27 protein-coding genes and 1 tRNA gene are annotated in these 25,131 nt (G+C 72.8%); 13 read left to right on the forward strand and 15 right to left on the reverse strand.

What is annotated here, in order from left to right:
• Positions 1–33 precede the first annotated feature (33 nt).
• Positions 34–258 carry a DUF3107 domain-containing protein gene (locus D7I47_RS01635; RefSeq protein WP_120761427.1) on the forward strand — a complete coding sequence of 75 codons (225 nt, stop codon included), beginning with the start codon at positions 34–36 and terminating at the stop codon, positions 256–258.
• Positions 259–283: 25 nt separating this feature from the next.
• On the forward strand, positions 284–580 hold the full coding sequence (locus D7I47_RS01640; RefSeq protein WP_120761428.1) for a hypothetical protein: 297 nt from the start codon (positions 284–286) through the stop codon (positions 578–580).
• 116 nt (positions 581–696) lie between these two features.
• Here the strand turns inward: D7I47_RS01640 and D7I47_RS01645 are convergent, their stop codons facing one another.
• Positions 697–1,641, reverse strand: coding sequence for a DUF559 domain-containing protein (locus D7I47_RS01645; RefSeq protein ID WP_157981567.1), 945 nt, complete (start codon positions 1,639–1,641; stop codon positions 697–699).
• A gap of 310 nt (positions 1,642–1,951) precedes the next feature.
• Positions 1,952–2,665, reverse strand: a complete 714-nt coding sequence (locus D7I47_RS01650; protein ID WP_157981569.1) for a ferritin-like fold-containing protein — start codon at positions 2,663–2,665, stop codon at positions 1,952–1,954.
• 92 nt (positions 2,666–2,757) lie between these two features.
• Between D7I47_RS01650 and D7I47_RS01655 the strand changes: the two genes are divergently transcribed.
• From D7I47_RS01655 to D7I47_RS01665, 3 genes are all read left to right on the forward strand, one after another.
• Positions 2,758–4,158: a DEAD/DEAH box helicase gene (locus tag D7I47_RS01655; protein WP_193726446.1), complete on the forward strand. Its 1,401-nt coding sequence runs from the start codon at positions 2,758–2,760 to the stop codon at positions 4,156–4,158.
• A gap of 148 nt (positions 4,159–4,306) precedes the next feature.
• Positions 4,307–4,912 (forward strand): hypothetical protein, encoded by a 606-nt coding sequence (locus tag D7I47_RS01660; RefSeq protein ID WP_120761432.1) that lies wholly within the window; start codon positions 4,307–4,309, stop codon positions 4,910–4,912.
• Between the two features lie 62 nt (positions 4,913–4,974).
• Complete coding sequence (locus D7I47_RS01665) at positions 4,975–5,655, forward strand: hypothetical protein (protein ID WP_120761433.1); 681 nt, start codon at positions 4,975–4,977, stop codon at positions 5,653–5,655.
• A gap of 29 nt (positions 5,656–5,684) precedes the next feature.
• On the opposite strand, the gene D7I47_RS01670 is transcribed toward D7I47_RS01665, so the two are convergent.
• Complete coding sequence (locus D7I47_RS01670; protein WP_120761434.1) at positions 5,685–6,539, reverse strand: PHP domain-containing protein; 855 nt, start codon at positions 6,537–6,539, stop codon at positions 5,685–5,687.
• A 74-nt stretch (positions 6,540–6,613) separates the two neighbouring features.
• On the opposite strand from D7I47_RS01670, the gene D7I47_RS01675 reads away from it, so the two are divergent.
• Positions 6,614–7,627 (forward strand): endonuclease/exonuclease/phosphatase family protein, encoded by a 1,014-nt coding sequence (locus D7I47_RS01675; RefSeq protein WP_120761435.1) that lies wholly within the window; start codon positions 6,614–6,616, stop codon positions 7,625–7,627.
• Positions 7,628–7,669: 42 nt separating this feature from the next.
• A complete protein-coding gene (locus D7I47_RS01680; protein WP_120761436.1) occupies positions 7,670–9,112 on the forward strand; it encodes an aminopeptidase P family protein in 1,443 nt (480 codons plus the stop codon).
• 37 nt (positions 9,113–9,149) lie between these two features.
• On the opposite strand, the gene D7I47_RS01685 is transcribed toward D7I47_RS01680, so the two are convergent.
• Positions 9,150–9,632, reverse strand: coding sequence for a general stress protein (locus tag D7I47_RS01685; protein WP_120761437.1), 483 nt, complete (start codon positions 9,630–9,632; stop codon positions 9,150–9,152).
• Positions 9,633–9,668: 36 nt separating this feature from the next.
• On the opposite strand from D7I47_RS01685, the gene D7I47_RS01690 reads away from it, so the two are divergent.
• Genes D7I47_RS01690 through D7I47_RS01700 form a run of 3 tightly spaced genes read left to right on the forward strand, consistent with a single transcriptional unit; the run spans position 9,669 to position 12,530 of the window.
• On the forward strand, positions 9,669–10,976 hold the full coding sequence (locus tag D7I47_RS01690) for a magnesium transporter MgtE N-terminal domain-containing protein (RefSeq protein ID WP_120761438.1): 1,308 nt from the start codon (positions 9,669–9,671) through the stop codon (positions 10,974–10,976).
• Complete coding sequence (locus D7I47_RS01695) at positions 10,963–11,469, forward strand: DUF1003 domain-containing protein (protein WP_120761439.1); 507 nt, start codon at positions 10,963–10,965, stop codon at positions 11,467–11,469. Before D7I47_RS01690 ends, D7I47_RS01695 begins: the two co-directional genes overlap by 14 nt.
• Entirely contained in the window at positions 11,466–12,530 is a 1,065-nt protein-coding gene (locus D7I47_RS01700) for a P-loop NTPase (RefSeq protein ID WP_120761440.1), read from the forward strand. Before D7I47_RS01695 ends, D7I47_RS01700 begins: the two co-directional genes overlap by 4 nt.
• A gap of 3 nt (positions 12,531–12,533) precedes the next feature.
• Here D7I47_RS01700 and D7I47_RS01705 read toward each other — a convergent pair whose 3' ends face one another.
• Both D7I47_RS01705 and D7I47_RS01710 read right to left on the reverse strand, forming a co-directional pair.
• Positions 12,534–13,988 (reverse strand): pyridoxal phosphate-dependent decarboxylase family protein, encoded by a 1,455-nt coding sequence (locus tag D7I47_RS01705; protein ID WP_120761441.1) that lies wholly within the window; start codon positions 13,986–13,988, stop codon positions 12,534–12,536.
• Positions 13,985–15,367: an MFS transporter gene (locus tag D7I47_RS01710; RefSeq protein ID WP_120761442.1), complete on the reverse strand. Its 1,383-nt coding sequence runs from the start codon at positions 15,365–15,367 to the stop codon at positions 13,985–13,987. The genes D7I47_RS01705 and D7I47_RS01710 overlap by 4 nt, the downstream gene beginning before the upstream one ends.
• 79 nt (positions 15,368–15,446) lie before the next feature.
• Between D7I47_RS01710 and D7I47_RS01715 the strand changes: the two genes are divergently transcribed.
• Entirely contained in the window at positions 15,447–16,112 is a 666-nt protein-coding gene (locus D7I47_RS01715) for a TIGR00645 family protein (protein ID WP_120761443.1), read from the forward strand.
• A 4-nt stretch (positions 16,113–16,116) separates the two neighbouring features.
• Here D7I47_RS01715 and D7I47_RS01720 read toward each other — a convergent pair whose 3' ends face one another.
• The 8 genes from D7I47_RS01720 to D7I47_RS01755 form a co-directional block, all read right to left on the reverse strand.
• Positions 16,117–16,824, reverse strand: a complete 708-nt coding sequence (locus D7I47_RS01720; RefSeq protein WP_120761444.1) for an SOS response-associated peptidase — start codon at positions 16,822–16,824, stop codon at positions 16,117–16,119.
• 52 nt (positions 16,825–16,876) lie between these two features.
• Positions 16,877–18,283 carry an amidase gene (locus tag D7I47_RS01725; protein WP_120761445.1) on the reverse strand — a complete coding sequence of 469 codons (1,407 nt, stop codon included), beginning with the start codon at positions 18,281–18,283 and terminating at the stop codon, positions 16,877–16,879.
• Between the two features lie 3 nt (positions 18,284–18,286).
• Positions 18,287–18,631: a histone-like nucleoid-structuring protein Lsr2 gene (locus D7I47_RS01730; RefSeq protein WP_120761446.1), complete on the reverse strand. Its 345-nt coding sequence runs from the start codon at positions 18,629–18,631 to the stop codon at positions 18,287–18,289.
• 97 nt (positions 18,632–18,728) lie between these two features.
• Positions 18,729–18,804 (reverse strand) — tRNA-Glu (locus D7I47_RS01735).
• 65 nt (positions 18,805–18,869) lie between these two features.
• Positions 18,870–19,793 (reverse strand): diacylglycerol/lipid kinase family protein, encoded by a 924-nt coding sequence (locus tag D7I47_RS01740; protein WP_120761447.1) that lies wholly within the window; start codon positions 19,791–19,793, stop codon positions 18,870–18,872.
• A gap of 97 nt (positions 19,794–19,890) precedes the next feature.
• Entirely contained in the window at positions 19,891–22,098 is a 2,208-nt protein-coding gene (locus D7I47_RS01745) for a heavy metal translocating P-type ATPase (protein ID WP_120761448.1), read from the reverse strand.
• Entirely contained in the window at positions 22,098–22,379 is a 282-nt protein-coding gene (locus tag D7I47_RS01750) for a metal-sensitive transcriptional regulator (protein WP_120761449.1), read from the reverse strand. Before D7I47_RS01750 ends, D7I47_RS01745 begins: the two co-directional genes overlap by 1 nt.
• Before the next feature lie 37 nt (positions 22,380–22,416).
• Positions 22,417–23,388, reverse strand: coding sequence for an acetylxylan esterase (locus D7I47_RS01755; protein WP_120761450.1), 972 nt, complete (start codon positions 23,386–23,388; stop codon positions 22,417–22,419).
• A gap of 57 nt (positions 23,389–23,445) precedes the next feature.
• Between D7I47_RS01755 and D7I47_RS01760 the strand changes: the two genes are divergently transcribed.
• Together D7I47_RS01760 and D7I47_RS01765 are read left to right on the forward strand one after the other, a co-directional pair.
• Entirely contained in the window at positions 23,446–24,087 is a 642-nt protein-coding gene (locus D7I47_RS01760) for an MBL fold metallo-hydrolase (RefSeq protein ID WP_120761451.1), read from the forward strand.
• The gene (locus tag D7I47_RS01765) at positions 24,084–24,410 is read left to right on the forward strand and encodes a rhodanese-like domain-containing protein (RefSeq protein WP_157981570.1); all 327 of its coding nucleotides are present in this window, start codon (positions 24,084–24,086) and stop codon (positions 24,408–24,410) included. The genes D7I47_RS01760 and D7I47_RS01765 overlap by 4 nt, the downstream gene beginning before the upstream one ends.
• Positions 24,411–24,413: 3 nt before the next feature.
• Here the strand turns inward: D7I47_RS01765 and D7I47_RS01770 are convergent, their stop codons facing one another.
• Complete coding sequence (locus tag D7I47_RS01770) at positions 24,414–25,088, reverse strand: GAP family protein (RefSeq protein ID WP_120761453.1); 675 nt, start codon at positions 25,086–25,088, stop codon at positions 24,414–24,416.
• Between the last annotated feature and the right edge of the window lie 43 nt (positions 25,089–25,131).

Raw genomic sequence — 25,131 nt, forward strand, 5'->3', positions numbered from 1 at the left:
GATGCCGCCCACGGCATCCTCTACGCTCGAGACGTGGACATTCGCATCGGTATCGCCAACACCGCCCGTGAGCTCTCCTTCGAGAGCTCGCAGACCCCCGCCGAGGTCGAGAAGGCCGTCGAGAAGGCGCTCACGGCGGGCGACCCGTTCATCTCGCTCAGCGACGACAAGGGCAAGATCTACATCGTGCCGACCGCGGGCCTCTCCTACATCGAGGTCGGCGGCGGCGAGTCCCGTCGGGTCGGCTTCGTCGCGTAGCCCCCGGCTCGCCTAGGATCGCCGCGTGGAGATCGTCTTCGTCACCGTCATCGGCGCCGGCATCGGCGGCCTCATCCGCTACCTCGTGCCCGGTCGCCGCAGCTACGGTCTCGCCCTGCTGCCGGGCATCGGCGCCGCGGTGACGGCGGTCGTCTGGGTGATCCTGCTGTGGCTCGGCTGGACCTTCGACGGCGGCTGGATCTGGACCGTCTCGATCACCGCGGGCGCCGTCGCCTCGCTCCTCACGGCCCTGCTGCTGCCGCGGGCGCGCGCCGCATCCGACGCCCGCCGCCTCCACGAGCTCTCCGGCGGCCGCATCTAGGGCGCTGCCGCCCGTCCCCGCCTTTTTCGCAACTCAGGACTTCCCACCGTTTTCGCCCCACGCGGCCCCTTTTTCGGCGTCATCTCCTGAGTTGCGAAAGCAGCTGTTCTCGCAACTCAGGAGATTCCCGCAGCATCCAGGCGCCGACGCGCCCGCCGCACGATTTCTCCTGAGTTGCGGATGCCGCGGTGCGCGAGGATCGCGGCGAGGATCGTCTCGGCGACCTCCCGCGGCTCGTACACGATCTGTGCGTAGCGGAAGTGCAGCACGGTGTACCCGGCGCGGGTGAACACGGCGTCGCGTCGCCGATCGCGCGCCGTCACCTCGGCGTCGTGGAACTCGTGGCTGTCGCCCTCGACGAGGATGAAGCCCTCCACCTCCAGGTCCCCGTATCCGGCTCCTGCGACGAACGGCTGGGTGCGCACCGAGAGCCCCATCACCAGGCACAGCCAGCGCGGGAAGGTCTCGATCCCGGATGCGGCACCCGCGTCGGCGAGCGCGACGAGCCGGGCACGGTCGGCGGGAAGCGACTGCGCCAGCTCCCGCAGCGACCGGCGCGACATGAGTCGTTCGTGCAGCACGCTGTCGAGCACCGCGAGCGCCTCCCGCTCGGGCAGGCAGACGACGGCCAGCAGCAGCGCATCCCACAGCCCCGCGTGGGCGTGGTCCGCCGCCCGCGGACGTTCGAGGGGTCTCCAGTGGATGCGGCAGCCAGGTTCGACGAAGTCGAGCGGCTCGGTGCGTTCGTCGCGGTCGCGGAGCCGCGCCGCGTTCGGGGCGATCTGCAGGTGCACCGTGTCGCCCGGGTCGAGCGTCCACACACCGCGACGTCGCAGCTCGGAGACGCACGACATCCGTCCGCCGACGCGCACCGCCCGCTGCACAGGCAGCTCGAGCTCGGGTCGGCCGTAGTAGCCGCGACGGATCCGGATGAGGCTGCCGTCGTGGACGGCTGCGGCGAGCTGGACCACGCTCGCGCCGCGACCGACGAGGTTGAGACGGGTGAGCACGTCGGTGTCGCCGAACAGGGATGCCGGATGCGGGCGGAGAGGAGGCTGCATGTGCCGATGCTGGCGGCCGCCGCCCCCACCCCGTATGCCGCACCGCGTGATTCGTGGATGACGCCGCATGCGCCGGCCTGTGGAGGTGCCGTCACCATCCCGCCGCGCCGCCTCCACCGCTTTCGCAACTCAGGACATCCGCCCGTATCGGCGGCCGCATGCCCCGCAAGGGACGCATCTTCCTGAGTTGCGAAACCCGCGCGTCGCGCGTGGGGATCGCAACTCAGGAGGAACAGCCGCGGCGCGGGCAGATGCGGCGCTGCGGCGCGAAGTTCCTGAGTTGCGAAACCGGCAGGAGGGCGCCGCGCCCCTACGCCGTCAGGCCGAGGGCGTCCATGCGGCGGGTGTGGGCCGCGATGAGCTCCGTGAACACGGGGTCGACGCGCTCCTCCACCGAGATGGCGGGGTGCTGGTCGATGGCCGAACGCGCCACGAGCATCGTGTCGCCGATGAGGCGCCTGCCCCACATGGCCAGCCGGGAGGCGAGGCGCGGGTTCTCCTCGATGGCGCGGCGCAGCTCCTCCACGAGCACGCCCTCGGCCGCGTCGCGCTGCAGGATGACGGCCGTGCGGTCGTCGAGCTCGTCCGGGAGGCCGGCCGCGAGCCCCGCGAAGAAGTCCAGCAGGAAGCCGCTCGTGAGGTAGCAGGTCACCAGGATCTCGTACCAGTCGGCGCCCTTGGTGCGGCGCTGGAAGTCGTCGAGCAGCAGCCGGAACGGCTCCATCTCGACCGCCGGGTCGTCGTGCAGGCGCGCGAGCTCCGTCACGAGCTCCTCGTGCATCCGCAGCATCTCGGATGCCGCGCGCGCGAGCCGCGTCTTGGCATCTGTCGTGGGGGCGGTCGTCACGGCGCGGCCGAGGTTCTCGAACAGCACGATGGTGAGGTACGCGGTCTGCCCGAGGAAGCGCTCGGGCGTGGGCGCGAGGTCGCGCAGCTCGACGCGCGCGACGGCGACGGCCTCCGAGCGCGGGGCGACGTGGAGGGTTCCCGGGCGCGGACGCGTGCGACGACGGAACCAGGCCACCGGCTCAGTGTAGATCAGCCCGGTAGACTGACCGTATTCCCCTACCAGACAGGTATTCCTTGACTTTCCGCGATCTTGACATCGACCAGGACATGGTCGACGCCCTGGCGGCCAAGGGCATCATCGAGCCCTTCCCGATCCAGTCCCAGACCATCCCCCTCGGCCTCGCCAAACAGGACATCATCGGCCAGGCGAAGACCGGCACCGGCAAGACCTTCGGCTTCGGCCTTCCGGTCATCCAGGCGCTCGGCCCGAATCCGGAGCCCGGCGTGAAGGCCCTCATCGTCGTCCCCACGCGCGAACTGTGCGTGCAGGTCGCCGAGGACCTCGAGCTGGCCGCCTCCAACCGCCCCACCCAGATCGCCGCCATCTACGGCGGCAAGGCCTACGAGGGCCAGGTGGAGCAGCTGAAGGCGGGCGCCCAGATCGTCGTCGGCACCCCCGGGCGCCTGCTCGACCTGGCCGGCCAGCGCCTGCTCTCCCTCAAGGACGTGCAGGTGATGGTGCTCGACGAGGCCGACAAGATGCTCGACCTCGGCTTCCTGCCGGATGTCGAGAAGCTGTTCGCGCAGACCCCGGCGACCCGCCACACCATGCTGTTCTCGGCCACCATGCCGGGCCCCGTGGTCGCCCTCGCGCGCCGCTTCATGAACCGGCCCATCCACATCCGCGCGACGGACCCCGACGAGGGGCTCACGCAGGCGAACATCAAGCACGTCATCTACCGCGCGCACGCGCTCGACAAGGACGAGGTCATCTCGCGCATCCTGCAGGCGGAGGGTCGCGGCAAGACCGTGATCTTCACCCGCACGAAGCGCGCGGCGGCGAAGCTCGTGGAGGAGCTGAACGACCGCGGCTTCAACGCGGGCGCCGTGCACGGCGACATGAGCCAGGATGCGCGCGAGCGCTCGATGGCCGCGTTCAAGGCGGGCAAGAAGGACATCCTCATCGCGACGGATGTGGCGGCGCGCGGCATCGACGTCAACGACGTCACGCACGTCATCAACCACACGGTTCCCGACGACCCCGACACCTACCTGCACCGCGCCGGCCGCACCGGCCGCGCCGGCAAGACCGGTATCGCGGTGACGTTCGTCGACTGGGACGACATGCACAAGTGGGGCCTCATCAACCGCGGCCTCGACTTCGGCATCCCGGAGCCGACCGAGACGTACTCCTCGTCGCCGCACCTCTACACGGATCTCGACATCCCGGAGGGCACGAAGGGCCGCCTGAAGCCGGCCGCGCCGGCCGCAGAGCGCGCGCCGCGTGAGGGCTCCGGCCGTTCCGGGGAGGGCCGCACGCGTACCCGTACGCGCGGGGGCTCGGGCGGCGGTGCCGACAAGCCGGCCACCCGCACCGAAGGCGGCGGCACCCACGACGGGGGCGGCGCCGAGCACCACGACGGCAACACGGCTCCGGCCAAGCGCCGCCGTCGTCGTCGCCGCAGCGGCGGCTCGACCGGCGCACCCACCCCGCCGCCCGCCGGCTGAGCGGGCGGGGGAGGCCACGTGCGGCGGGAGCAGCAGCTCCCGCCGCACAGCTGTTTCCGCGCCCGGCGGCGCGGATCCTCCCGCCGTCGGATGCCGTCCCGGCGCGCGCACCGCGATACTGGAGACCATCGCGAGGCGAGGAGGTCGGATGATGCGCTCGCCACGCGTCGCGTCCGGGCTCCTCGGCGGCGCCCTCGCGGTCACCCTCACCGCCTGCTCGGCACCCGCCGAACCGGAGCCGACGCCGACCGTCTCGCGCGAGGCGGCATCCGCCCTGCGCTGCCTCGTCGACCACTCCCCCTGGACGCTCGACCTCGCCACCGTCGACGAGGCGTGGCGCGCGGCGATCCCCGCCGACCGGCCGGTGCTCGGCGGCGAGGTCGCCGGCACCGCCACGATGAGCTTCGCGTCGGCGTCCGGCTGGCGCTTCCGGGCGCACGGCGTCGCCTTCACCCTCTCGCTCGAAGACGGCGCGCAGGAGTCCACGACCGTCACGACGGATGCCGCGGGCGACTACGCGGTCTCGGAGGCGGGCGACGTGCTCGTGCTCGACGGGCTCGACGTCGACGAGACCCGCGCCGCGACGACGACGACGCCCGACGGCACCCGCACCGACGGCGTGAGCATCCCCGCGCCGGAGTTCCCCTGGACGGCGACGGATGCCGCGGAGCTGTCGTTCACGTGCACGGAGCACCGGCTCGTGATCAGCACGCCCGGCGTCGTGCCGTCGGGCTGGAGCCTGTCGCCGGGCTGACCGTGTCAACCTCCCGCGCGGCGGCGCGCGTCGCGAAGGTGAGGACATCCGAGGAGGACCCCATGACCACCACCACCACCCCATCGCCGCGCGGCATCGTCGCCGCCGCATCCGTCACCGCGACCGCCGCCCTGCTGTGCGCGTGCACCCCCGTCACGACGGGCCGGGGTGCGGAGGAGCCGCGACCCGCATCCGAGGCGCCCGCCGCCGACGCCCTCGACGAGGCGGGCGCCTGCCTCGTCGACCACTCGCCGTGGTCGCTCGACATCGGCAGGCTGCTCGACGACCACGCCGCCTTCCTCGGCAGCACCGCGCCGGAGGCCACCCCCAGCTCGTGGTCGGCCGAGGGCACGGCGCTCATGACGTTCACGGAGGGCGCGCGCATCTGGCAGTTCGTCGCCGAGGACGTCGTGTTCACGATCCAGATACCGACCGGAGACGGCCCCCTCACCGTCCGCTCGGCCCAGGTGGAGGAGCAGAACGGCGAGTTCCGCGTGATCGACGGGGGTTTCGTGATGATCGACGCCGCCGCATCGCTCGCCCACGTCGACGACACCACCACGACGTTCGCCGACGGGTCGGTCAGCGGCCCGCTGCCGGTCGGGGCGCCCCCGGTGTTCCCCTGGTCGCGCGACATCGTGACCGGTCAGACCTCGATCACGCACCAGTTCAGCTGCAGTGCGTCCGAGCTCGTGATCACGACCGCGAGCCCCTACGGCTACCATTTCGTGCCGGGCGCCTGAGCCATTTCGTGCCGGGCGCCTGAGCCGCGCTACGGCGTGCGGAACGGCCGCGCCCCGGTGCCGCGCGCCACGATCGCGGCGTACACCTCGGGGTCGGTCGTGTTCTCGGCGAGACGGTTCGGCTTGCCGGCGCCGTGGTAGTCGCTCGATCCGGTCGTGACGAGGCCGAAGCGCCGGGCGACCTCGGCCCAGTGCGCGCGACCGGATGCCGGGTTGTCGCGGTGGTCGAGCTCGAGGCCGAACAGTCCCGCGTCGACGAGCGCCCGCATCCGCGCATCCGACAGCACCCGCTCGGGTCCCCGGGCGCCCGGATGCGCGATGACCGGCACGCCGCCGGCTCCGGCGATGAGCCGCACCCCCTCGAGCGGCGGCGGCGCCTCGTGCGGGCGGTAGTAGCCGCCCCGCCAGTGCAGGATCGTCGCGAACGCGGCCGAGCGGTCGGGCACGTGCCCGCGGGCCACGAGCGCGTCGGCGATGTGCGGGCGGCCCACGGTGGCGCCGGGCGTGGTCTGGGCGAGCACGTCCTCCCAGTCGAGGGCGTAGTCGGCGGCGATGCGCTCGACCATCGCCTCGGCCCGGTGCAGCCGCTCGGAGCGGATCGCGGCGGTCGCCTCGACGAGGGCCGCATCCGTCGGGTCGACGAGGTAGCCGAGGATGTGCACGCTCGCGTAGTCGAGCTGGGTCGACAGCTCGATGCCCGGCACGATCTCGAGCCCCGTGCCGTCCGCCGCGATGAAGGCCTGGTCCCAGCCGGCCGTCGAGTCGTGGTCGGTGATGGCGAGCACCCCGAGCCCCGCGGCGACGCCCGCCGCGACGAGCTCCGCCGGGGTCTCGGTGCCGTCGGACACGCTCGAGTGCGCGTGCAGATCGATCGGTCCCGGCATCCCCTCATGCTAGAGCGGCGCCCGGCCGTCCCGCCGGGGCGGATGCACAGCATCCGCGCCCTAGGCTCATGACGATGATCCGTCGCATCCTCGCCGCCGCGGTCACGCTCGCCCTCGCCTTGCTGCTGCTCGTCGCCTGCTGGCCGCAACTGCTGGGCCTCGAGCGTGTGCTGGGTGTCGCCCAGCTCGTGTCGTTCCGCGGGATCGCCGCGCTCGTCGCGGTGCTCCTGGCGGTGCTGCTGACGCTCGTGGCGCTGCTGTCGCCGCGCGGACGCCGCTTCTTCGCGGGGCTCGCCGTGCTGCTGCTCGCCTTCTCGGTCGTGTCGACCGGCGTGCTCGCGGTGCGGGGCTTCGGGAACGGCGCCCTCCAGACCCTCGCCCCCGGCGACCTCGTGGTGCTCAGCTGGAACACCCTCGGCGAGGCGCCCGGCGCCGAGCGGATCGCGGAGCTCGCGGTCGAGCAGGAGGCGGATGTCGTGGCGCTGCCGGAGACGAGCCCGGATGCCGCGGAGCAGATCGCGACGCTCATGGCGGCCGCGGGCCGCCCCGTGCAGGCGCTCGGCGTGCAGTTCGACCACATCTCGAAGGCGCGCTCGACCATGCTGCTCGTCTCGACCGCACTCGGCGAGTACCGCGTCGACGAGACCGTCGGCAACACCGTCACCCTGCCGAGCGTCGTGGCCGTGCCCGTCGACGGCACGGGTCCCACGATCATCGCCGCGCACCCGGTGGCGCCCGTGCCCGAGGAGATGGACGGCTGGCGCGCGAGCCTCGACTGGCTCGCCGAGCGCTGCGCCGACGCGGACGCCGACCTCGTCGTCGCGGGCGACCTCAACTCGACCCTCGACCACTGGGCCTCGCTCGGCTCGGACGTCGGCCTCAACCAGTGCCGCGACGCCGCCCGCGCCACCGGCAACGCGGCGGTCGGCACCTGGCCGACCCGCATGCCGCCCCTGCTCGGCACCCCCATCGACCACGTGCTCGCGACCGACGCCTGGCAGATCGTCGGATTCCGGGTGCTCGAGTCGGAGGACGGCGCCGGATCCGACCACCGTCCCGTGCTCGCCCAGCTGCGGCCCGCATCCTGAGCTCCGCGGGCCGCCATCAGCCGTCGGTGGGAGGATGGGGGCATGGCTGACACCACCCCCGTCGCATCGGACACCGCCCCCGCCGCCATCGCGGCCAACGCGAACCGCTCCACGACCCCCACCTCCGCGTCGTTCCGCGAGTTCATCTTCGCCAACTGGGCCGACCGGCCCGACGTGCCGCCCTCGCCGCGCGCGCAGGCCGCCTTCGCCGCCGCCCGCCGGCTGCGCATCTCCGCCGCCTTCCCGGGCGCCACCATCGTCATCCCCGCGGGCCCCGCCAAGGTGCGCTCCAACGACACCGACTACCCCTACCGCGCGCACTCCGCGTTCTCGCACCTCACCGGCTGGGCGAGCGACACGGTGCCCGGCAGCGTGCTCGTGATCTCCCCCGACGACGCGGGCGCCACCCTCTACTTCACCCCCACCGCGGGCCGCGACTCCGACGAGTTCTACGCCAACGCGGCCATCGGCGAGTTCTGGACGGGCCCGCGCCCCTCGCTCGACCACGTCGCCGCCGACCTCGGCCTCGCGACCCGCCCGCTCTCCGAGCTCGCGGCCGAGGGCGAGCAGGTGCTCGTGCTGCGCGGTGTCGACGCGGACGCCGACGCGCTCGCCGCCCCGGACGCCGCGGATGCGGAGCTCACCCGCGCGGTCAGCGAGCTGCGGCTCGTGAAGGACGCCTACGAGGTCGACGAGCTGCGCGCCGCGATCGACGCCACGCGCGCCGGCTTCGACGACGTCATCGCCGACTTCCCGCAGATCGTCGCCCACCCGCGCGGCGAGCGCCTCGTCGAGGGCACCTTCAACCGCCGGGCACGCGCCGAGGGCAACACGGTCGGCTACGACACGATCGCCGCCTCCGGGCCGCACGCCTGCATCCTGCACTGGACCCGCAACGACGGGCCGGTCGTCCCGGGCGACCTGCTGCTGCTCGACGCGGGCGTCGAGCTCGACTCGCTCTACACGGCCGACATCACCCGCACCCTGCCCGTCTCGGGCACCTTCACCGAGGTGCAGCGCCGCGTCTACGAGGCCGTGCGCGAGGCGGCGGATGCGGCGTTCCAGATCGTGCGGCCGGGCATCCGGTTCCGCGAGATCCACGCGGAGGCCATGAAGGTGATCGCCGCGCGCACCGCCGAGTGGGGCTTCCTGCCGGTGAGCGCCGAGGCCTCGCTCGAGCCCGACGCGCAGTACCACCGCCGCTACATGGTGCACGGCACGAGCCACCACCTCGGCATCGACGTGCACGACTGCGCGCAGGCCCGCCGCGAGCTCTACCTCGACGGCGTGCTGGAGCCCGGCATGGTGTTCACGATCGAGCCGGGCCTCTACTTCCAGCCCGACGACCTCACGGTGCCCGAGGAGTACCGCGGCATCGGGGTGCGCATCGAGGACGACATCCTCGTCACCGAGACCGGCGCCGAGAACCTGTCGGCCGGCATCCCGCGCACCGCCGACGAGGTCGAGGCCTGGCTGGCGCGCTGAGCGCCACCCCCGTTCGGAGGCGTCCGTCCGGAACGGCTCAGGGGTTGCGTGCCAGCACGTCCTGGGCCCGGGTGAGATACCCGGGCTCCAGGATGATCTGGTAGTTCGCGGCGACGACCTGCGTCATCGACTCGAAGTCGCGGTTGCGGCGCTGGATGGCGTAGCTCGCGAGCTGCAGGAACAGGCCGAGGGCCGCACCGATGAAGACCGCGGCCGCGAACAGCTGCCACGTGAAGGTCGGCGAGAGCAGGCTGAAGAACAGCCCGAGGAAGATGCCGAGCCAGGCGCCCGAGAGCACCCCCGAGAGCGCGGCCCGGTTCCAGGAGCGCTTGCGGGTGACGATCTCGACGCTCGTGAGACCGTTGCCCACGATCGCGAGCTTCGCGATCGGGAAGTCGGCCTTGGCGAGCCGGTCGACGACCTGCTGGGCGTCCGGATAACTGTCGTAGGTGCCCAGCACGTCGCCGTGCGGCACGGTCAGCGGCACGCCGCGGCGCGCGAAGGGCGAGGTGTTCGACACCCGTTCATTGTGGCATCCGGCGGGTAGGGTTTCATCGTGAGCGCCACGAGAGTCTTCGTCGCCCGTCTGGCCGGGTGCTCCGTCTTCGACCCCAACGGCGACCGGGTCGGCCGGGTGCGCGACGTGCTCGTCGTCTTCCGCAACGCCGGATCGCCCCGCGTCGTGGGTCTCATCGTCGAGATCCCCGGGCGCCGCCGGGTCTTCGTGTCCATCGGGCGCGTCACGAGCATCGGCGCCGGCCAGATCATCACGACGGGCCTCATCAATCTGCGCCGCTTCGAGCAGCGCGGCGGCGAGGTGCGCGTGATCGCCGAGCTGCTCGGGCGCCAGGTGGTGCTGCGCGACGGATCCGGCGACGCCACCATCGAAGACGTCGCGATCGAGGAGTCCGCCCCCGGCGAGTGGGAGGTGGGCGACCTGTTCCTGCGCCGACCCCGCACGGGCGCGGCCCCGTTCGGCAAGGGCGCCACCGTGCTCGCCGGCTGGGACAGGGTGCGCGAGAAGACCGACACGGGCGAGGCGCAGTCCGCCGAGCACCTCATCGCGACCTACTCGGATCTGCTGCCCGCCGACCTCGCCTCCACGCTCCTCGACCTGCCCGAGGAGCGCCGCATGGAGGTCGCCGAGGAGCTCTCCGACGACCGCCTCGCCGACGCCCTCGAGGAGATGCCCGAGACCGAGCAGGTCGAGATCCTCACCCAGCTCGATGACGAGCGCGCCGCCGACGTGCTCGACCAGATGCAGCCCGACGACGCCGCCGACCTCATCGCCCAGCTGCCGGAGGAGCGGGGCGAGGCCCTGCTCGAGCTCATGCAGCCCGAAGAGGCCGAGGACGTGCGCTTCCTGCTGAACTACGCGCCCGAGACGGCGGGCGGTCTCATGACGACCGAGCCCATCATCGTCTCGGCGGATGCGACGGTGGCCGAGGGGCTCGCCCTCATCCGCCGGCACGAGCTCGCCCCGGCGCTCGGCGCCGCGGTGTGCGTGACGCTGCCGCCCTACGAGCCGCCGACCGGCCGCTTCCTCGGTTTCGTGCACTTCCAGCGGATGCTGCGCTACCCGCCGCACGAGCGGCTCGGCACCCTCATCGACCCGAGCCTCGAGCCGGTCTCCCCCGAGACGAGCGCGGCCGAGGTCGCGCGCATCCTCGCCTCCTACAACCTCGTCTCGCTTCCCGTCGTCGACGAGAAGCACCGCCTCGTCGGGGTGGTGACCATCGACGACGTCCTCGACTACCTCCTGCCCGACGACTGGCGAAGTACCCCGGCCGAACCCGAACCCGTGAGCACGGGCACCGCAGCCATCCCGACCCGAGGAAGGAGGACCTCGCATGGCACGTCGTAACGAGCCCCGACTCGACTCGCCCAAGGGCATCCGCCCCGCGTGGGGTTTCCGCCCCTCGGGCCGCGACCGCATGGGCCGCTTCTCGGAGTCGTTCGCGCGCGCGATGGGCACGAGCTGGTTCCTGATCGGCATGACGGTGATCGTCGTGGTGTGGCTGACGTACAACACGCTCATGCCCGTCGAGTACCAGTTCGACCCGCGCTCCTCGAACTTCACGCTGCTGACGCTCATCCTGTCGCTGCAGGCCTCGTACGCCGCGCCCCTCATCCTGTTGGCGCAGAACCGCCAGGACGACCGAGACCGCGTGCAGATCGAGCAGGACCGCCAGCGCGCCGAACGCAACCTCGCCGACACCGAGTACCTCGCCCGCGAGGTGGTGGCGCTGCGGCTCGCGGTCAAGGAGATGGCGACGAAGGACTTCATCCGTGCCGAGCTGCGCGCGCTGCTCGAAGAGCTCGACAAGGAGAAGGAGCCCGACGAGGTCGCCAAGTGACCTCGTCATCCGCCTCCGCGGATGCCGTGCGCGCCGCGCTCGCGCGCGTGCAGGATCCGGAGATCCGGCGCCCCATCACCGAGCTCGACATGGTGCACGGGGTGTCGGTGACGGATGGCGTGGCCGAGGTCGGCCTGCGGCTCACGATCGTCGGCTGCCCGGCCGCCGACCGCATCGAGCGGGACGTGCGGGCGGCGGTGCTCGCGGTGCCGGGCGTGGAGTCGCTCGAGCTCGAGGTGGGCGTCATGACGCCCGTCGAGCGCGAGGCGCTCGTCACGCGGCTGCGCGGCGAGCGGCGGATGCCGTTCGGCCCGGGCACGCTCACGCGCGTCATCGCGGTCACCTCGGGCAAGGGCGGCGTCGGCAAGTCGACCATGACGGCCGAGCTCGCGGTCGCCCTCGCCGCCCGCGGCCTCGCGGTGGGACTCGTCGACGCCGACGTGTTCGGCTTCTCGATCCCCGGCATCCTCGGCATCCCGGACGCCAAGCCCACCCAGGTGGGCGACATGATCCTGCCGCCCGTGGCGCACGGGGTGAAGGTCATCTCGATCGGCATGTTCGTCGACGACAAGACCCCCGTGTCGTGGCGCGGGCCGCTGCTGCACCGCACGATGCAGCAGTTCCTCACCGACGTGTACTTCGGCGACCTCGACGTGCTGCTGCTGGATCTGCCGCCCGGCACGGGGGATGTCGCGATCACGCTCGGGCAGCTGCTGCCGAACGCCGAGGTGCTCGTCGTGACGACCCCGCAGACGGCCGCCGCGGGGGTCGCCGAGCGCTCGGGGCTGCTCGCCCGGCAGACCGGCCAGACGGTCGTCGGCGTCGTCGAGAACATGACGGGCGGGGTGTTCGGCTCCGGCGGCGGCGACGAGGTGGCGCGGCGGCTCGAGGTGCCCGTGCTGGCCCGCGTTCCGCTCTCGGGTGCCGTCGCGGCATCCGGGGATGCGGGTGCGCCGCTCGTGCTGGGCGACGGGGCCGACCCGGCCGCCGCCGCCCTGCTCGCCCTCGCCGACGCCCTCGCGGCGCGCGGCCGCGGCCTCGCCGGCCGTTCGCTGCTGTAGGCCTCAGGCGGGCTCGACGAGCCGACCCAGCAGCTCGACGAGCAGGCGCTCGGCGAGCGCGGGCGGCAGCGCCTCGATGACCGCGACGAGCGGCGCCTGCGCATCCGGCAGCTCGGCACCCCCGCCGATGCCGAAGCCCTGCAGCAGCGCCCACACCGTGTCCGCGTCGAGCGCGGTCTCGTCGAGCGGCGGCAGCGCCGCCAGCAGCGCCGACGCGTCGACGTGCGGGATGCCGCGCACGGCATCCGCGCCCGCCACGAGCGCCGCGCCGAGCTCGCCGAGCACCGCCTCCGTGACGGGCGTGACCGTGAGGTGGGTCGTCGAGGGCAGCACCGTGCCGTCCGCCTGCCGCAGCGCGGGCTGCAGCTGCAGCACGAAGCCGTGCGCGCGCACCGCGTCGGCCCAGTGGTGAGGGTCGACCTGTCGCTCGGCCGGCACCGAATCGTCGCTCGCGACCGCGAACAGCGGGCCGACCGGCTCCCCCACGACGCGCAGACCCTCGATGCCCGCGACCGTCTCCCGCAGGGCCGCCGTGGCACGCGCGCAGGAGGCGGCGAGCTCGCCGAGCCCCTGGGTACCGAGCGTCTCGGTGATCGCCCACGCGGCGGCCAGCGGCCCGGCCGACTTCGAACCGAGGATCGTGGGGTTGACGACCGGGTACCCCGGCCAGCGGGTGGTGGCGAAGAACTGGTGCCGCTGCCGGTCGCGCCCGCGCTGCAGCAGCACGGAGGCGCCCTTCGGCGCGTAGCCGAACTTGTGCAGATCGGCGCTCACGCTCGTGACGCCCGGCACCCGGAAGTCCCACGGCGGCAGCTCGCCCGGCCAGAACGGCAGCACGAGGCCGCCGATGCAGGCGTCGACGTGCAGCGCGATGCCGCGCTCGGCCGTCACCTCGGCGACCTCCGCCACCGGGTCGAGCACCGCGAAGGGGTAGTTGGGGGCCGAGAGCACGACGAGCGCGACGTCGTCGCCGAGCCGGGCCACGACATCCGCGGCCGAGACGGCACCGTCCGGCCCCACCGGCACGAGGTCGAGCTCGAGGTCGAGGTAGGCGGCGGCCTTCTGGAACGCGGCATGCACGGTCGTCGGCGCGAGCAGCCGCGCCCTGCCCCGCGGATGCGTCTGCCGCCAGAGCTCGCGCGCCGTCTTGACCGCGAGCAGGCAGCTCTCGGTGCCGCCCGAGGTCGCCGAGCCGACGACCTCCGCGTCGCCGTGCAGCAGCCCGCGCACGAAGCCCACGAGCTCCGCCTCGAGCACACCGACCGAACGGAAGGTGGTGGGGTCGAGGCCGTTGACGGGCAGCACCTCGCGGATCGCGCGGGCCGCGACCTCGTCGACAGCCGCGAGCCCCGAGTCGTACACGTAGCTGAGCACGTGGCCGCCGTGGGTAGGGGCGTCGAGCTCGCGCAGGGCGCGGAGCCGTGCGATGACCGCCTCGGGGTCGGTCGGCGCGCTCACGAACCGGCCCCGGCATCCGCGACGACCGTCGCATCGTCGCGGATGTCGGCGCGTCGCAACGGATAGCGGCCGAGCGTCCACAGGCTCGCGCCGATGAGGATGGCCGGCACGATCGAGAAGCTCAGCACGATGCCGGCGATCGCGTTCGGATCCTGCGTGAGCACCTGCCCCGCGACACCCTCGCGGTAGCCCGTGACGGCGAGCGCGAGCGACAGCACGATCGCACCGAGCGCCATGCCGGTCGTCTCGCCCGCCGTCCACACCCCGCCGAAGGTGCCCGCGCGGCCCGGGCCGTGCGTGCGGGCATCGTGCGAGATGACGTCGGGCAGCATCGCCATCGGCAGCGTCTGCATCCCCGCGTAGGCGGCGCCCGCGAGGGCGACGGGCGCGTACAGCCAGGCGCCCGGCATCCAGACGAGCAGCACGAGCGACAGCGCGGCCAGCCCGAACAGGATCGAGGCCAGCCCGAACGCCCACTCCTTGCCCGTGCGGCGGGCCACGACCGCCCAGACGGGCGCGCAGACGAGGGCGGGCGCGATGAGCGCGACGAAGAGGAACGTCGTGCCGTCGTCGGGGTCGTTCAGCACCCACTTGGCGATGTAGGCGGCACCCGCGAGCATCATGCCGGTCGCGAGAGCCTGCAGCATGAAGGTCGCGAGCAGGGTGCGGAACGGGCGGCTGCGGCGCAGGGCGGCGACGCCGTCGGCGTAGAAGGAGGCGAGGGATGCGCGCGGCGGGGCGGGCTGTGCGGGGCCGCGCTCGGCCGAGAACACCGCCACCAGCATCCCCGCACCGAGCAGCAGGCCCGCGACGACGGCCATGCCGAGGTAGCCCTCGAAGGTCTCGCCGCCGAACGCCTTCCGCAGCGCCGGGCCGCCCGCGCCGAACAGCAGGATCGCGAGGGTCAGCACGACGACGCGCACCGACAGCAGGCGGGTGCGGGCGTCGTAGTCGTCCGTCAGCTCGGCCGGCAGGGCGATGTAGGGCACCTGGAACAGGCTGAACGCGGTGGCCGCGAGGATGAACGCCGCGAGCACCCAGAGCCCGCCCGCCACCGGGCCGATGCCCGGCACGACCGCGAAGGTGAGGATGAAGAACACCGGCAGCAGCAGGGCGCCGAGCAGCATGAAGCGCCGCCGGGAGCCGGTGACGGCGAGCGAGCGGTCGCTGCGGCCGCCGATCACGGGGTCGATCACGACATCCCAGACCTTCGCGACCGTCACGAGCAGGCCCGCCCAGATCGCGGCCACGCCGAGCGTGTCGGTGAGGTAGATCACGAGCACGAGACCCGGGAGGGTCGCGAACCCGCCCGTGCCGATCGAGCCGGCCGCGTAGCGGGCGACGACGGATGCGCGAAGCGGTGCCGACGACGACGTCATGTCGGTCACCCTATCCCGCGCCGCTCCCCCGCCACGTAGGCTGGGAGGGCACGCCGAGCCGACCAGGAGCCCCGCCCCGATGACCGAGCCGACCCCCGCATCCGACGGACCCCGCAGCTACCGCCCCCAGACCCCGTGGGTGAGCGCCGTCGGGTACTTCATCTTCTTCAGCCGCTGGCTGCAGGCGCCCCTCTACCTCGGGCTGATCGTCGCGCAGGCGATCTACGTGGTCGTCTTCATGGTGGAGCTGTGGCACCTCGGCGAGGAGGTCATCTCGCACTGGCCGCACGTCGACGAGGCGACCATCATGCTGGGCGTGCTCGGCCTCATCGACGTGGTCATGATCGCCAACCTGCTCATCATGGTGATCATCGGCGGCTACGAGACCTTCGTCTCGCGCATCAAGGTCGACGGCCACCCCGACCAGCCGGAGTGGCTCAGCCACGTCAACGCGAACGTGCTCAAGGTGAAGCTCGCGATGGCGATCATCGGCATCTCGTCGATCCACCTGCTGAAGACCTTCATCGCCGTGAGCGACATCGGCTCGGATGTGGTGGTCGACGACACGACGGGCGAGCGGTACACCTCGGAGGGCGTGTTCTGGCAGGTGATGATCCACCTGACCTTCATCCTCTCGGCGCTCGCGCTCGCCTGGATCGACCGGATGTCGGTCAAGGCGCACCTCGCCCACGCGCCCCGGGAGGGCGAGCAGCCGCTCGAGCCGCACCTCGGCGCGGCGCGCTGAGACCTCAGCCCGCGAGCGGCTCGATGAGGGCCGGGTCGAGCGGGTCGACGGTGCGCGAGTTGTTGACGCGCCGGTCGACCTCGTAGCCGCTGAGGGTCGCGGCGACCTCGCCGGAGACCGCCTCGAGCAGGTCGAGCATGCGCTGCCGTTCGGCCTCCGTGTCGAGCCTGGCGGGGTTCAGCCACTCCTCGTAGACGTCGCGCGTGAGGAACGCGGGCATGCGGTCGTGCACCTCGCCCGAGGCATCCCGCGCCTCGCGCGTGACGATGACGCACGAGACCGCCCAGTCGCCCTCGACCCTGCGGGCGGTCGCGAGGCCGGCCGCCGCGAGGATCGGGCGCTCGCCGTGCAGGAAGTGGGCCTGCTTGTCGCCCTTCTCGCCCGTCCACTCGTAGTAGCCCCGCATCGGCACGATGCAGCGGTTGCCCGCGAAGGCCGACTTCCACAGGCCGTTGCTCGCGATCGTCTCGATGCGGGCGTTGAACTGCGGTCGGGACTTCGCGGTGAGGAACGGCGGGTGGAAGTCCCACTCGGCGAGCTCGAGGGTGCGGGCGAGCTCGCCCTGCGCGTTCGCCCGCTCGCGCACGATCGGCACGAGCTCGGTGGGGGCGATCGAGAACCTCGGCACCCAGTCGCGGAGGTCTCCGCCAGATGCCACGAACTCCTCGATGAGCTCGTTGGTCTCGGAGTCGTTCGCGAACCGTCCGCACATGCCGCCATTCTCGCGCGCACCGCAGACACCCGCGGCGGATGCGGGGCGACGATCAGTCGGCGGCGAGCGCGGGGCGGCGGTCGGCCCACGGCCGGGCGGCCTCGAGCTGGGCGGAGAGGCTCACGAGCAGCGGTTCGGAGTCGGCGGGGCCGACGAGCTGCACGGCGAGCGGCAGCCCGGCCGCATCGAAGCCCGCCGGCACCGAGGCGGCGGGGTTGCCGAAGACGTTCCAGATCGAGGTGAACGAGGCCACCGGCCGGGCGAGCTCAGCCGCCTCGAGGCCGCTCGCCGCGAGCAGCCGGCCGGCCGGCTGCGCGGCGGTCGGGGTGGTCGGCATGAGCAGCACGTCGTAGGCGCCGAACACTCGCGCGAGGAACTCGTCGCCCGCACGCGCGGAGCTGCGCTCGGCCCATCCGCCGAGCGGCGCGAGCGCCCGCGCGATCCGCAGCACGGTGCGGGTGCGCGGCTCGAGCCGGTCGCGATGCTCGACCGCGGCGGCCTCGTCGCGCACGCCCCCGCCGAGCTGCACCTGGAACGCGATGCGCAGATCGGGGTAACGCGGGTCGGCCTCCGTCACCTCGTGGCCGAGCGAGGCGAGCAGCTCGCCCGTCGCCCGCACCGCGGCGGCCGTGTCGGCATCCGGTTCCGCGTCGCGCATGGGGTTCGCGAGCGAGAGCAGCACGCGAAGCCGCCCCGGTTCGCGCGCGGATGCCGCGAGCAGCGACTCCGGCAACGGTGCGGCGCGATAGCGGTCGGCATCCGCGGCGCCCGAGATGACGTCGTACACGAGCGCGCTGTCGGCGACCGTGCGGGTGAGCGGGCCGCGTGTGCCGAGCGCGCGCCACAGGTCGCGCGCGGGGGCCGAGCTCACCCGGCCGCGCTGGGGCTTCAGCCCGAACACCCCGCACCAGCTCGCCGGCAGGCGGATGCTGCCGCCGCCGTCGCCGCCGATGCCCATCGCCACGATGCCCGCCGCGACCGCGGCGCCCGTGCCGCCGGAGGAGCCGGCGGGCGAGCGGCTGAGGTCCCAGGGGTTGCGGGTGATGCCGTGGGCGTCCGACTCGGTGAACGGCCAGATGCCGAACTCGGGCATGCGCGTCGTGCCGACCACGACCGCGCCCGCGGCACGGAGCCTCCGCACCACCTCGCCGTCGGCGGATGCCGGGGTGCTGTTGCCGCGCCCGCCGAACCCGGTCACGAGCCCCGCGACGTCGTTCTCCTCCTTGATCGCCACCGGCACGCCGTGCAGTGCCCCGCGCGGGCGCCCCGCGGCGAGCTCCGCGTCGAGCGCCTCGGCCTCCTCGCGGGCCTGGTCGCGGACGTGCGCGAACGCGTTCAGCTCGACGTCGAGCGCCGCGATCCGCGCGAGCGCGTGGTCGACGAGGGCGCGCGAGGTGGTCTCGCCGTCGGCCACCCGGCGGGCCTGCTCGACGAGCGACGAGAACGACGGCTCGGGCACGCGTCAGTGGGCGGCGTCGTAGGCGTCGACGATCTCGGCCTTGATGCGGCCGCGGTCGCCCACCGTGTAGCCGGCCCCCTGCGCCCAGGAGCGGATCGCGGCGAGCCGCTCGGCATCCGCGCCCTTCGCCCGTGCGCGCGGCGCGGATGCGGTGCGCGTGGACCCTCCGACGCGGCGCCCCGCGGCGATGAACGGCGCGAGCGCCTCGGCGAGGGCCGCCGCGTTGCCGGCGGAGAGGTCGATCTCGTACTCCACCCCGTCGAGCGCGAAGCGCGTGGTGCGGCTGCCGGCGGGGAGCTCCTCGCCGTCGAGGTCGTCGGTGAGGATCGTGATCGTCTTCTTCGCCATGCCTGGAGTGTAGGGCCGCGGGGGCGCGTGGCGGAGGATTCCGGGACGCGGGGCGCGAGCGAGAAAAGCCCGGTCCTGTGGACCGGGCTTTTCTCGTTGGTGACCCCAGCGGGATTCGAACCCGCGTTACCGCCGTGAGAGGGCGGCGTACTAGGCCGCTATACGATGGGGCCGTTTCGCGACAACTTGACGATTATGCCACAGCGCGCAGACACCGCCAAAACGGGCGCGACTCGCGTCAGGCGAGCACCCGCAGCACCCCCGGGACGACCTCGAGCTGGATGGGCAGCGGCGCGATCCGCTCCCCGTCCGCGTAGGCCACCACCTCCGTGTCGGCGGCGATGCGGATGCGACGCACGCGCTCCATCCGCACCCGCGGGTCGGTCACGTGCTCGCCGCGGAACACCCGCGGGAAGATCCGCAGGAACGAGAACCTCGACAGCGGCTTCACGATCATGACGTCGAGCAGGCCGTCGTCGACGAGCGCGTCGGGCGTCACCTTCATGCCGCCGCCGATCGAGACGTTGTTGCCCACCGAGACCATGAGCGCCTCCACCTCGTCGGCTGTGCCGTCGAGTTCGAGCCGGTAGCGGATGGGGTGCAGCCGGGCGAGCTCCGCGAACAGCGCGAGGATGTAGCGGCTCGCCCCCTTCGGGTGCCGCATGCTGTTCGCACGCTCGTTGACGATCGCGTCGAAGCCCGCCGAGAGCACGCACGCGAACCAGCGCTGCCCGGGGTCGCCGGTGGCGGCATCCGTCCAGTCGATGCGCACCGCGTCGATCGCCCGCGGCGGGCGGCCGAGGACGGCGTCGAGGTGGCGGATGGCGGCCTCCGTGTCGTCGTGCGGGATGCCGAGGCCGCGCGCCATGTCGTTGCCGGTGCCGGAGGGGATGATGCCGAGCGGCACGCGGGTGCCGACCACGAGGTTGGTGCCGAGGTTGACCATGCCGTCGCCGCCCACCACGACGAGCGCGTCGGGCTTCGTGCGCACGGCCGCCGCCGCGGAGGCGAGCAGCGACTCGAAGTCGGGCTCGGTGAGCGAGGTGACCTCGTGGCCCATGGCGCGCAGCGTCTGCACGACCGCGGGGCCCACGGCCCGGCTCGCACCGAACGAGGCCGAGGGGTTGATGGCGACCACCACCCGCCTCGGCTTCGTCGTCATCCGCCCATCATGGCATCCGTCACCTCCGCGAAAGTACGCACTTTTGGGCCTCTGGGCGGCGTGTCGCGCCCAAAAGCACGTACTTTCGCGGACGGGATCAGCGGCGGAAGCGGATGCGGCGCAGCAGCTGGGCGTTGAGGGCCACGATGACCGTCGAGGCGCTCATGAGCACCGCCGCGAGGGCCGGCGGCATGAGGAACCCGACGCCCGCCAGCACGCCCGCGGCGAGCGGGATGCCGACCGCGTTGTAGCCGGCCGCCCACCACAGGTTCTGCAGCATCTTGCGGTAGCTCGCGCGGCTCAGCGTGATCGTGTCGGCGACGCCGCGCGGGTCGGAGGAGGCGAGCACGACGCCCGCCGACTCGATCGCGACATCGGTGCCCGCGCCGATCGCGATGCCGAGGTCGGCCCGGGCGAGCGCGGGGGCGTCGTTGATGCCGTCGCCCACCATCGCGACGCGCGCGGCCCCGCCCTCCTGCAGCGAGGCCACCACCTCCGCCTTCTGCTCGGGCAGCACCTCGGCGCGCACCTCCGTGATGCCGAGCTCCGTCGCCACATGCTGCGCCACGACGTGCGAGTCACCCGTGAGCATCGCCACCCGCACCCCGTCGGCGCGCAGCGCCCGCACCGCATCCGCGGATTCGGGGCGCACCTGGTCGGCGATCGCGAAGAGCGCGAGCACGTGCTCCTCGCCCTCCGCGCCCTCGACGAGGAACACCGTCGTCGAGCCCTCGGAACCGGCCGCGCGACCGGCATGCACGAGCTCGTGCTCGAGCTGGATGCCGCGCTCGGTCACGTAGCGCGAGCTCGCCACCGCGAGCTCCCGCCCGTCGACCGTCGCGACCGCGCCCCGCCCGGGCAGCGCCCGGAATCCGGATGCCGTGGGCACCGCCGCGGACGCCTCGCGCGCCCCCTCGACGATCGCGCGACCGATCGGGTGCTCGCTGCGCGCCTCGACGGCGGCGGCGAGCGCGAGCGCATCCGCCTCGTCGACGCCCTCGGCGGGCACCACGCGGGCGAGCGTCTGGCGGCCGGCGGTGAGCGTGCCGGTCTTGTCGAACAGCACGACGTCGACGTCCTTGGCCTCCTCGAGCGCCGAACGGCTGCGGATGAGGATGCCGCGCCGCGCGCCGATCGCGGTCGACAGCTGCGCCACGAGCGGGATCGCGAGTCCGAGTGCGTGCGGGCACGCGATCACGAGCACCGCGACCACGCGCTCCAGCACGAACGAGGGGTCGTCGGGCCGCAGCAGCCACCACACGGCGAGGGTGACGAGCGCGGCGCCGAGCGCCACGTAGAACAGCAGCGCGGCGGCGCGGTCGGCGAGCAGCTGCGCGGGCGAACGGCTCGCCTGCGCGTCGGCGACGAGCCGCATGATGCCCGCGAGCGCCGTGTCGCCGCCCGTGCGGGTGACGCGAACCGTGAGCGAACCGGATGCGAGCGAGCCCGCGACGACCGCGTCGCCCGGGTGCTTCCCGACCGGCACGGACTCCCCCGTGAGGAGCGACTCATCCACCTCCGCCTCGCCCTCGACGACCTCGCCGTCGGCGGGGATCGCGGCCCCGGGGCGCACGAGCACCCGGTCGCCGACCGCCAGCTCGGCACGACTCACCGTGAGCGGCTCACCACCCTGCAGTACCTCGGCCTGGTCGGGCAGCAGCTTCGCGAGCTCGCCGAGCGCGTTCTGGGCGCCGTGCACGGCCGACATCTCGATCCAGTGGCCGAGCAGCATGATCGTGACGAGGGTCGCGAGCTCCCACCAGAAGTCCATCCCGGGGAGCCCGAGCATGACCGCGAGCGAGTAGCCGAACGAGACGACGATCGCGAGCGAGATGAGCGTCATCATGCCGGGGCTCTTCGCGCGCAGCTCGTGCCAGGCGCCGACCAGGAAGATGCGACCGCCGATCACCACGATCGCGGTGCCGAAGACGGCCGGGATCCACTCGCTGCCCGGGAACCGCGGACCGCCGAGGCCCAGGATGTCCTGCAGACCCGTCGAGAACACGACCGCGGGCACGGTGAGGGCGAGGCAGATCCAGAACAGCTTGCGGAACTTCAGCGGATCGTGGCCCGCGTGCCCGGAGTGGTCGTGGTGGTCATGCCCCGCGTGGTCGGCGTGATCGTGACCCGCGTGGTCGCGGCCCCCTCCCGCTGGTTGAGTAGCCGCCGCAGGCGGCGTATCGAAACCATGGTCGTGCCCGGAGTGGTCGTGACCTGCATGGTCGTGCCCTGCGTGGTCGTGCCCTGCGTGGTCGTGCCCTGCGTGGTCGTGCCCTGCGTGGTCGTGGTGCTCGTGCCCGCTCATCACGCCCCCCGGTTCTGCTGCAGCTCGAACACCGCGAGCAGTTCCTCGACGGCTCGCTCGCGCGTCTCGCCGCCCTCGTCGAACATGTGCGACACGTGGGTGCGCAGGTGGTTCTCGACGAGCAGCTTGTTGAGGCTTCGCAGCGACTTCTGGATGGCGAGGGTCTGCGTGATGATGTCGACGCAGTAGGCCTCGTCGTCGATCATCTTCTCCACGCCGCGCAGTTGGCCCTGGATGATGCGGCTGCGATGCAGCGCGCGCTTCTTGATGTCGTCGATCATGCGGCCATGATACCCCCAGGGGGTATCTGCCGCCAGCTCAGTCCCCGAACACCTCGTGCAGGATGCGGATGGTCTCGCCCTCCCACCAGGCGCCGCCGCCCTCGTGGCCGTTGAACGGGAACACCTCGATCGACTTCTCCCCCGCGTACGCGTTGAACGCCCCGAACACGGTCGACGGCTTGCAGATCTCGTCCATGAGTCCCGCCGTGAACCACGCGGGAGCGGTCGCGCGGCGGGCGAAGTTCACGCCGTCGAAGTAGGCGAGCGTCTCGAGCACCGACGCCGTCTTGCCGCGATGCTGGGCCAGGTAGCGCACCACCTCGCGGTACGGGTCGCTGTCGTGGATGACGAGCGCGCGCGGGAAGTCGCACATGAACGGCACCGACGGCAGCACCGCGACCAGGTCGGGCACGAGCCCCGCGGCGGCGAGCGTGATGCCGCCGCCCTGGCTGCCGCCCGTGACGGCGATGCGCTCCGGGTCGACCACGTCGAGCGTGCGGGCCGCGTCGACCGCCCGCACGGCATCCGTGAACAGCCGACGGTAGTAGTACGTCTCGCGCGCGTCGATGCCGCGCGTCATGACACCCGGGATCTGCGGCCCCGTGACGCCCTCGTCGGCCGTCGCACCGACCGACCAGCCCGAGCCCTGCCCGCGGGTGTCCATGAACAGGTGGGCGAACCCGGCGGATGCGTAGCCGAGGTTCTCGGTCGGCAGCGCGCGACCCCCGCCGTAGCCCTGGTAGTTGACGACCGTCGGGAGCGGTCCGGATGCGCCGCGCGGCACACGCAGCCACGCCTTGACCGGCTGCCCGCCGAACCCGGGGAAGGTGACGTCGTACACGTCGAGCGTGCGCAGCCCGACGTCCACCCGCTCGAGCTCGACGGCGCCGGACGGGGCGGCGGCGCGGCTCTCGGCCAGCGTCTCCTCCCAGAACGCATCGAAGTCGGCGGGGTCGGTCTGGGCGCTGCGGTACTCCCTCAGCTCGGCCTCGGGCAGGTCGACGAACATCCATTTCCTCCTCGGTCGTCCTCACCCTATCCAGGGCCTGAGGCTAGGGTCGGATGCATGAACGTCACCAAGTTCGAGCACTCGTGCATGGTCGTCTCCAAGGGCACCGCGAAGCTCGTCATCGACCCGGGCGTGTTCCTCGCGGCACTGCCCGACACCGCCGGCATCGTGGCGGTCGTGCTCACCCACGAGCACGCCGACCACTTCTCCGCCGACCGGGTGCGCGACATCCTCGAGCAGAGCCCCGACGCGCGCGTCCTCGGACCGCAGGGGGTCGCGGATGCGGCGGCCGCCGAGGGCATCCCGGTGGAGGTCGTGCACGGCGGCGACACGGTCGAGGTCGAACCGTTCACCCTGAGGTTCTTCGGCGAGAAGCACAACGTCATCCACTCCTCGATCCCGGTGATCGACAACGTCGGCGTGCTCGTCGACGACGAGTTCTACTACGGCGGCGACTCCTACACGGCCCCCGGCGTGCCGGTGGCGCTGCTCGCGGCCCCCGTCGGCGCCCCCTGGCTGAAGATCGGCGACGCCATGGACTACGTGCTCGAGGTGGCGCCGCGGCAGGCGTTCCCCGTGCACGACCTGACGCTCTCGGTCGCCGGCAAGACGATGGCGAGCGGCCGTCTCGAGTGGGCGACCCAGCAGGGCGGTGGCAGCTACCACGTGCTCGAACCGGGCGAATCGATCGACCTGTGAACCCACCGGAGGAGATCGCGCCCGCCGAGCTGGCGGCGCTGCTCGAGGACGACCCGACCGTGCAGCTCGTCGACGTGCGCGAGACGTGGGAGGCGGAGCTCGCGGCGATCCCGGGGGCGATGGTGCTGCCGCTCGGGCGGCTGCCCGAGCTCACCGACGCGCTCGACCCCGACCGCCCGATCGTCACCTACTGCCACCACGGCATCCGCTCGGCGCAGGCGGCCCAGTACCTGCTCGCGAACGGCTTCGACGACGTGCGGCACCTCGCGGGCGGGATCGACGCCTGGGCCGTGGAGGTCGACCCGGAGCTGCGCCGCTACTGAGCCCTACAGCCTGCCGAGGCCGTCGCCGATGAGCACGAAGCCGACCATGAGCAGGGCGATCGAGGTGACGAGGTAGCTGTTGCGGTCGATCCACTCGCGCGCGCGTTCGAGCGCCGGGCGGGCGCGGTCGCCCAGCCGCCACACCACGATGATGGGCGCCGCGACCGTCGAGAGCCCGATCGTGAGGTAGACGGCCGTGTCGACGGCCCACCACCAGGCCGTGAGGCCGCCCGTGTTGAGGGCCAGCGCGGCACCCGTGGCGAAGACGAGCGCCTTCGGCCGCAGGTTGAGCGCGAGCCCCAGCGCGGCGGTCGAGAAGGGCCCGAGCTCGCCCACCTTGCGCAGCCAGGTCGGCGGCTCGGGCGGTTCGTCGGAGGCGCCGCGCTTGCGACGCTCCCGCACGAAGATGACGACGGCGACCACGACGCAGGCGGCGCCCACGACGATCTCGCCCAGCCCGATCCAGAACGGCGACACCTCGTCGCCGCGCGGGATGGCGCGGATGCCGAGCGTGAAGCCGATCGTGATCGCGGCGAGGCCGGCCGCGTAGCCGAAGAGGTAGCCGAATCCGGATGCCGCGCCCCGCGGCGACAGCAGGATGGCGATCATCGCCACGATCGGCACGCTCGAGAGGGCGACGCCCAGGGCGAGCGGCAGGAGCACCACGAACATCTCCATCCGCAGCTCCTTCCCCGGGCGTGCTCACCCTATCGACCCGGAA

Origin of the sequence: Protaetiibacter intestinalis (assembly GCF_003627075.1) — a bacterium.
Taxonomy (GTDB): domain Bacteria; phylum Actinomycetota; class Actinomycetes; order Actinomycetales; family Microbacteriaceae; genus Homoserinibacter; species Homoserinibacter intestinalis.

What these genes read in the sequence shown, in the direction of transcription:
- D7I47_RS01645 (WP_157981567.1), bottom strand. Translation starts at nt 1,641, where the DNA reads ATGCAGCCTCCTCTCCGCCCGCATCCGGCATCCCTGTTCGGCGACACC.
- D7I47_RS01655 (WP_193726446.1), top strand. Translation starts at nt 2,758, where the DNA reads ATGGTCGACGCCCTGGCGGCCAAGGGCATCATCGAGCCCTTCCCGATC.
- D7I47_RS01660 (WP_120761432.1), top strand. Translation starts at nt 4,307, where the DNA reads ATGATGCGCTCGCCACGCGTCGCGTCCGGGCTCCTCGGCGGCGCCCTC.
- D7I47_RS01665 (WP_120761433.1), top strand. Translation starts at nt 4,975, where the DNA reads ATGACCACCACCACCACCCCATCGCCGCGCGGCATCGTCGCCGCCGCA.
- D7I47_RS01670 (WP_120761434.1), bottom strand. Translation starts at nt 6,539, where the DNA reads ATGCCGGGACCGATCGATCTGCACGCGCACTCGAGCGTGTCCGACGGC.
- D7I47_RS01675 (WP_120761435.1), top strand. Translation starts at nt 6,614, where the DNA reads ATGATCCGTCGCATCCTCGCCGCCGCGGTCACGCTCGCCCTCGCCTTG.
- D7I47_RS01680 (WP_120761436.1), top strand. Translation starts at nt 7,670, where the DNA reads ATGGCTGACACCACCCCCGTCGCATCGGACACCGCCCCCGCCGCCATC.
- D7I47_RS01695 (WP_120761439.1), top strand. Translation starts at nt 10,963, where the DNA reads ATGGCACGTCGTAACGAGCCCCGACTCGACTCGCCCAAGGGCATCCGC.
- D7I47_RS01710 (WP_120761442.1), bottom strand. Translation starts at nt 15,367, where the DNA reads ATGACGTCGTCGTCGGCACCGCTTCGCGCATCCGTCGTCGCCCGCTAC.
- D7I47_RS01715 (WP_120761443.1), top strand. Translation starts at nt 15,447, where the DNA reads ATGACCGAGCCGACCCCCGCATCCGACGGACCCCGCAGCTACCGCCCC.
- D7I47_RS01720 (WP_120761444.1), bottom strand. Translation starts at nt 16,824, where the DNA reads ATGTGCGGACGGTTCGCGAACGACTCCGAGACCAACGAGCTCATCGAG.
- D7I47_RS01730 (WP_120761446.1), bottom strand. Translation starts at nt 18,631, where the DNA reads ATGGCGAAGAAGACGATCACGATCCTCACCGACGACCTCGACGGCGAG.
- D7I47_RS01740 (WP_120761447.1), bottom strand. Translation starts at nt 19,793, where the DNA reads ATGACGACGAAGCCGAGGCGGGTGGTGGTCGCCATCAACCCCTCGGCC.
- D7I47_RS01745 (WP_120761448.1), bottom strand. Translation starts at nt 22,098, where the DNA reads ATGAGCGGGCACGAGCACCACGACCACGCAGGGCACGACCACGCAGGG.
- D7I47_RS01750 (WP_120761449.1), bottom strand. Translation starts at nt 22,379, where the DNA reads ATGATCGACGACATCAAGAAGCGCGCGCTGCATCGCAGCCGCATCATC.
- D7I47_RS01755 (WP_120761450.1), bottom strand. Translation starts at nt 23,388, where the DNA reads ATGTTCGTCGACCTGCCCGAGGCCGAGCTGAGGGAGTACCGCAGCGCC.
- D7I47_RS01760 (WP_120761451.1), top strand. Translation starts at nt 23,446, where the DNA reads ATGAACGTCACCAAGTTCGAGCACTCGTGCATGGTCGTCTCCAAGGGC.
- D7I47_RS01770 (WP_120761453.1), bottom strand. Translation starts at nt 25,088, where the DNA reads ATGGAGATGTTCGTGGTGCTCCTGCCGCTCGCCCTGGGCGTCGCCCTC.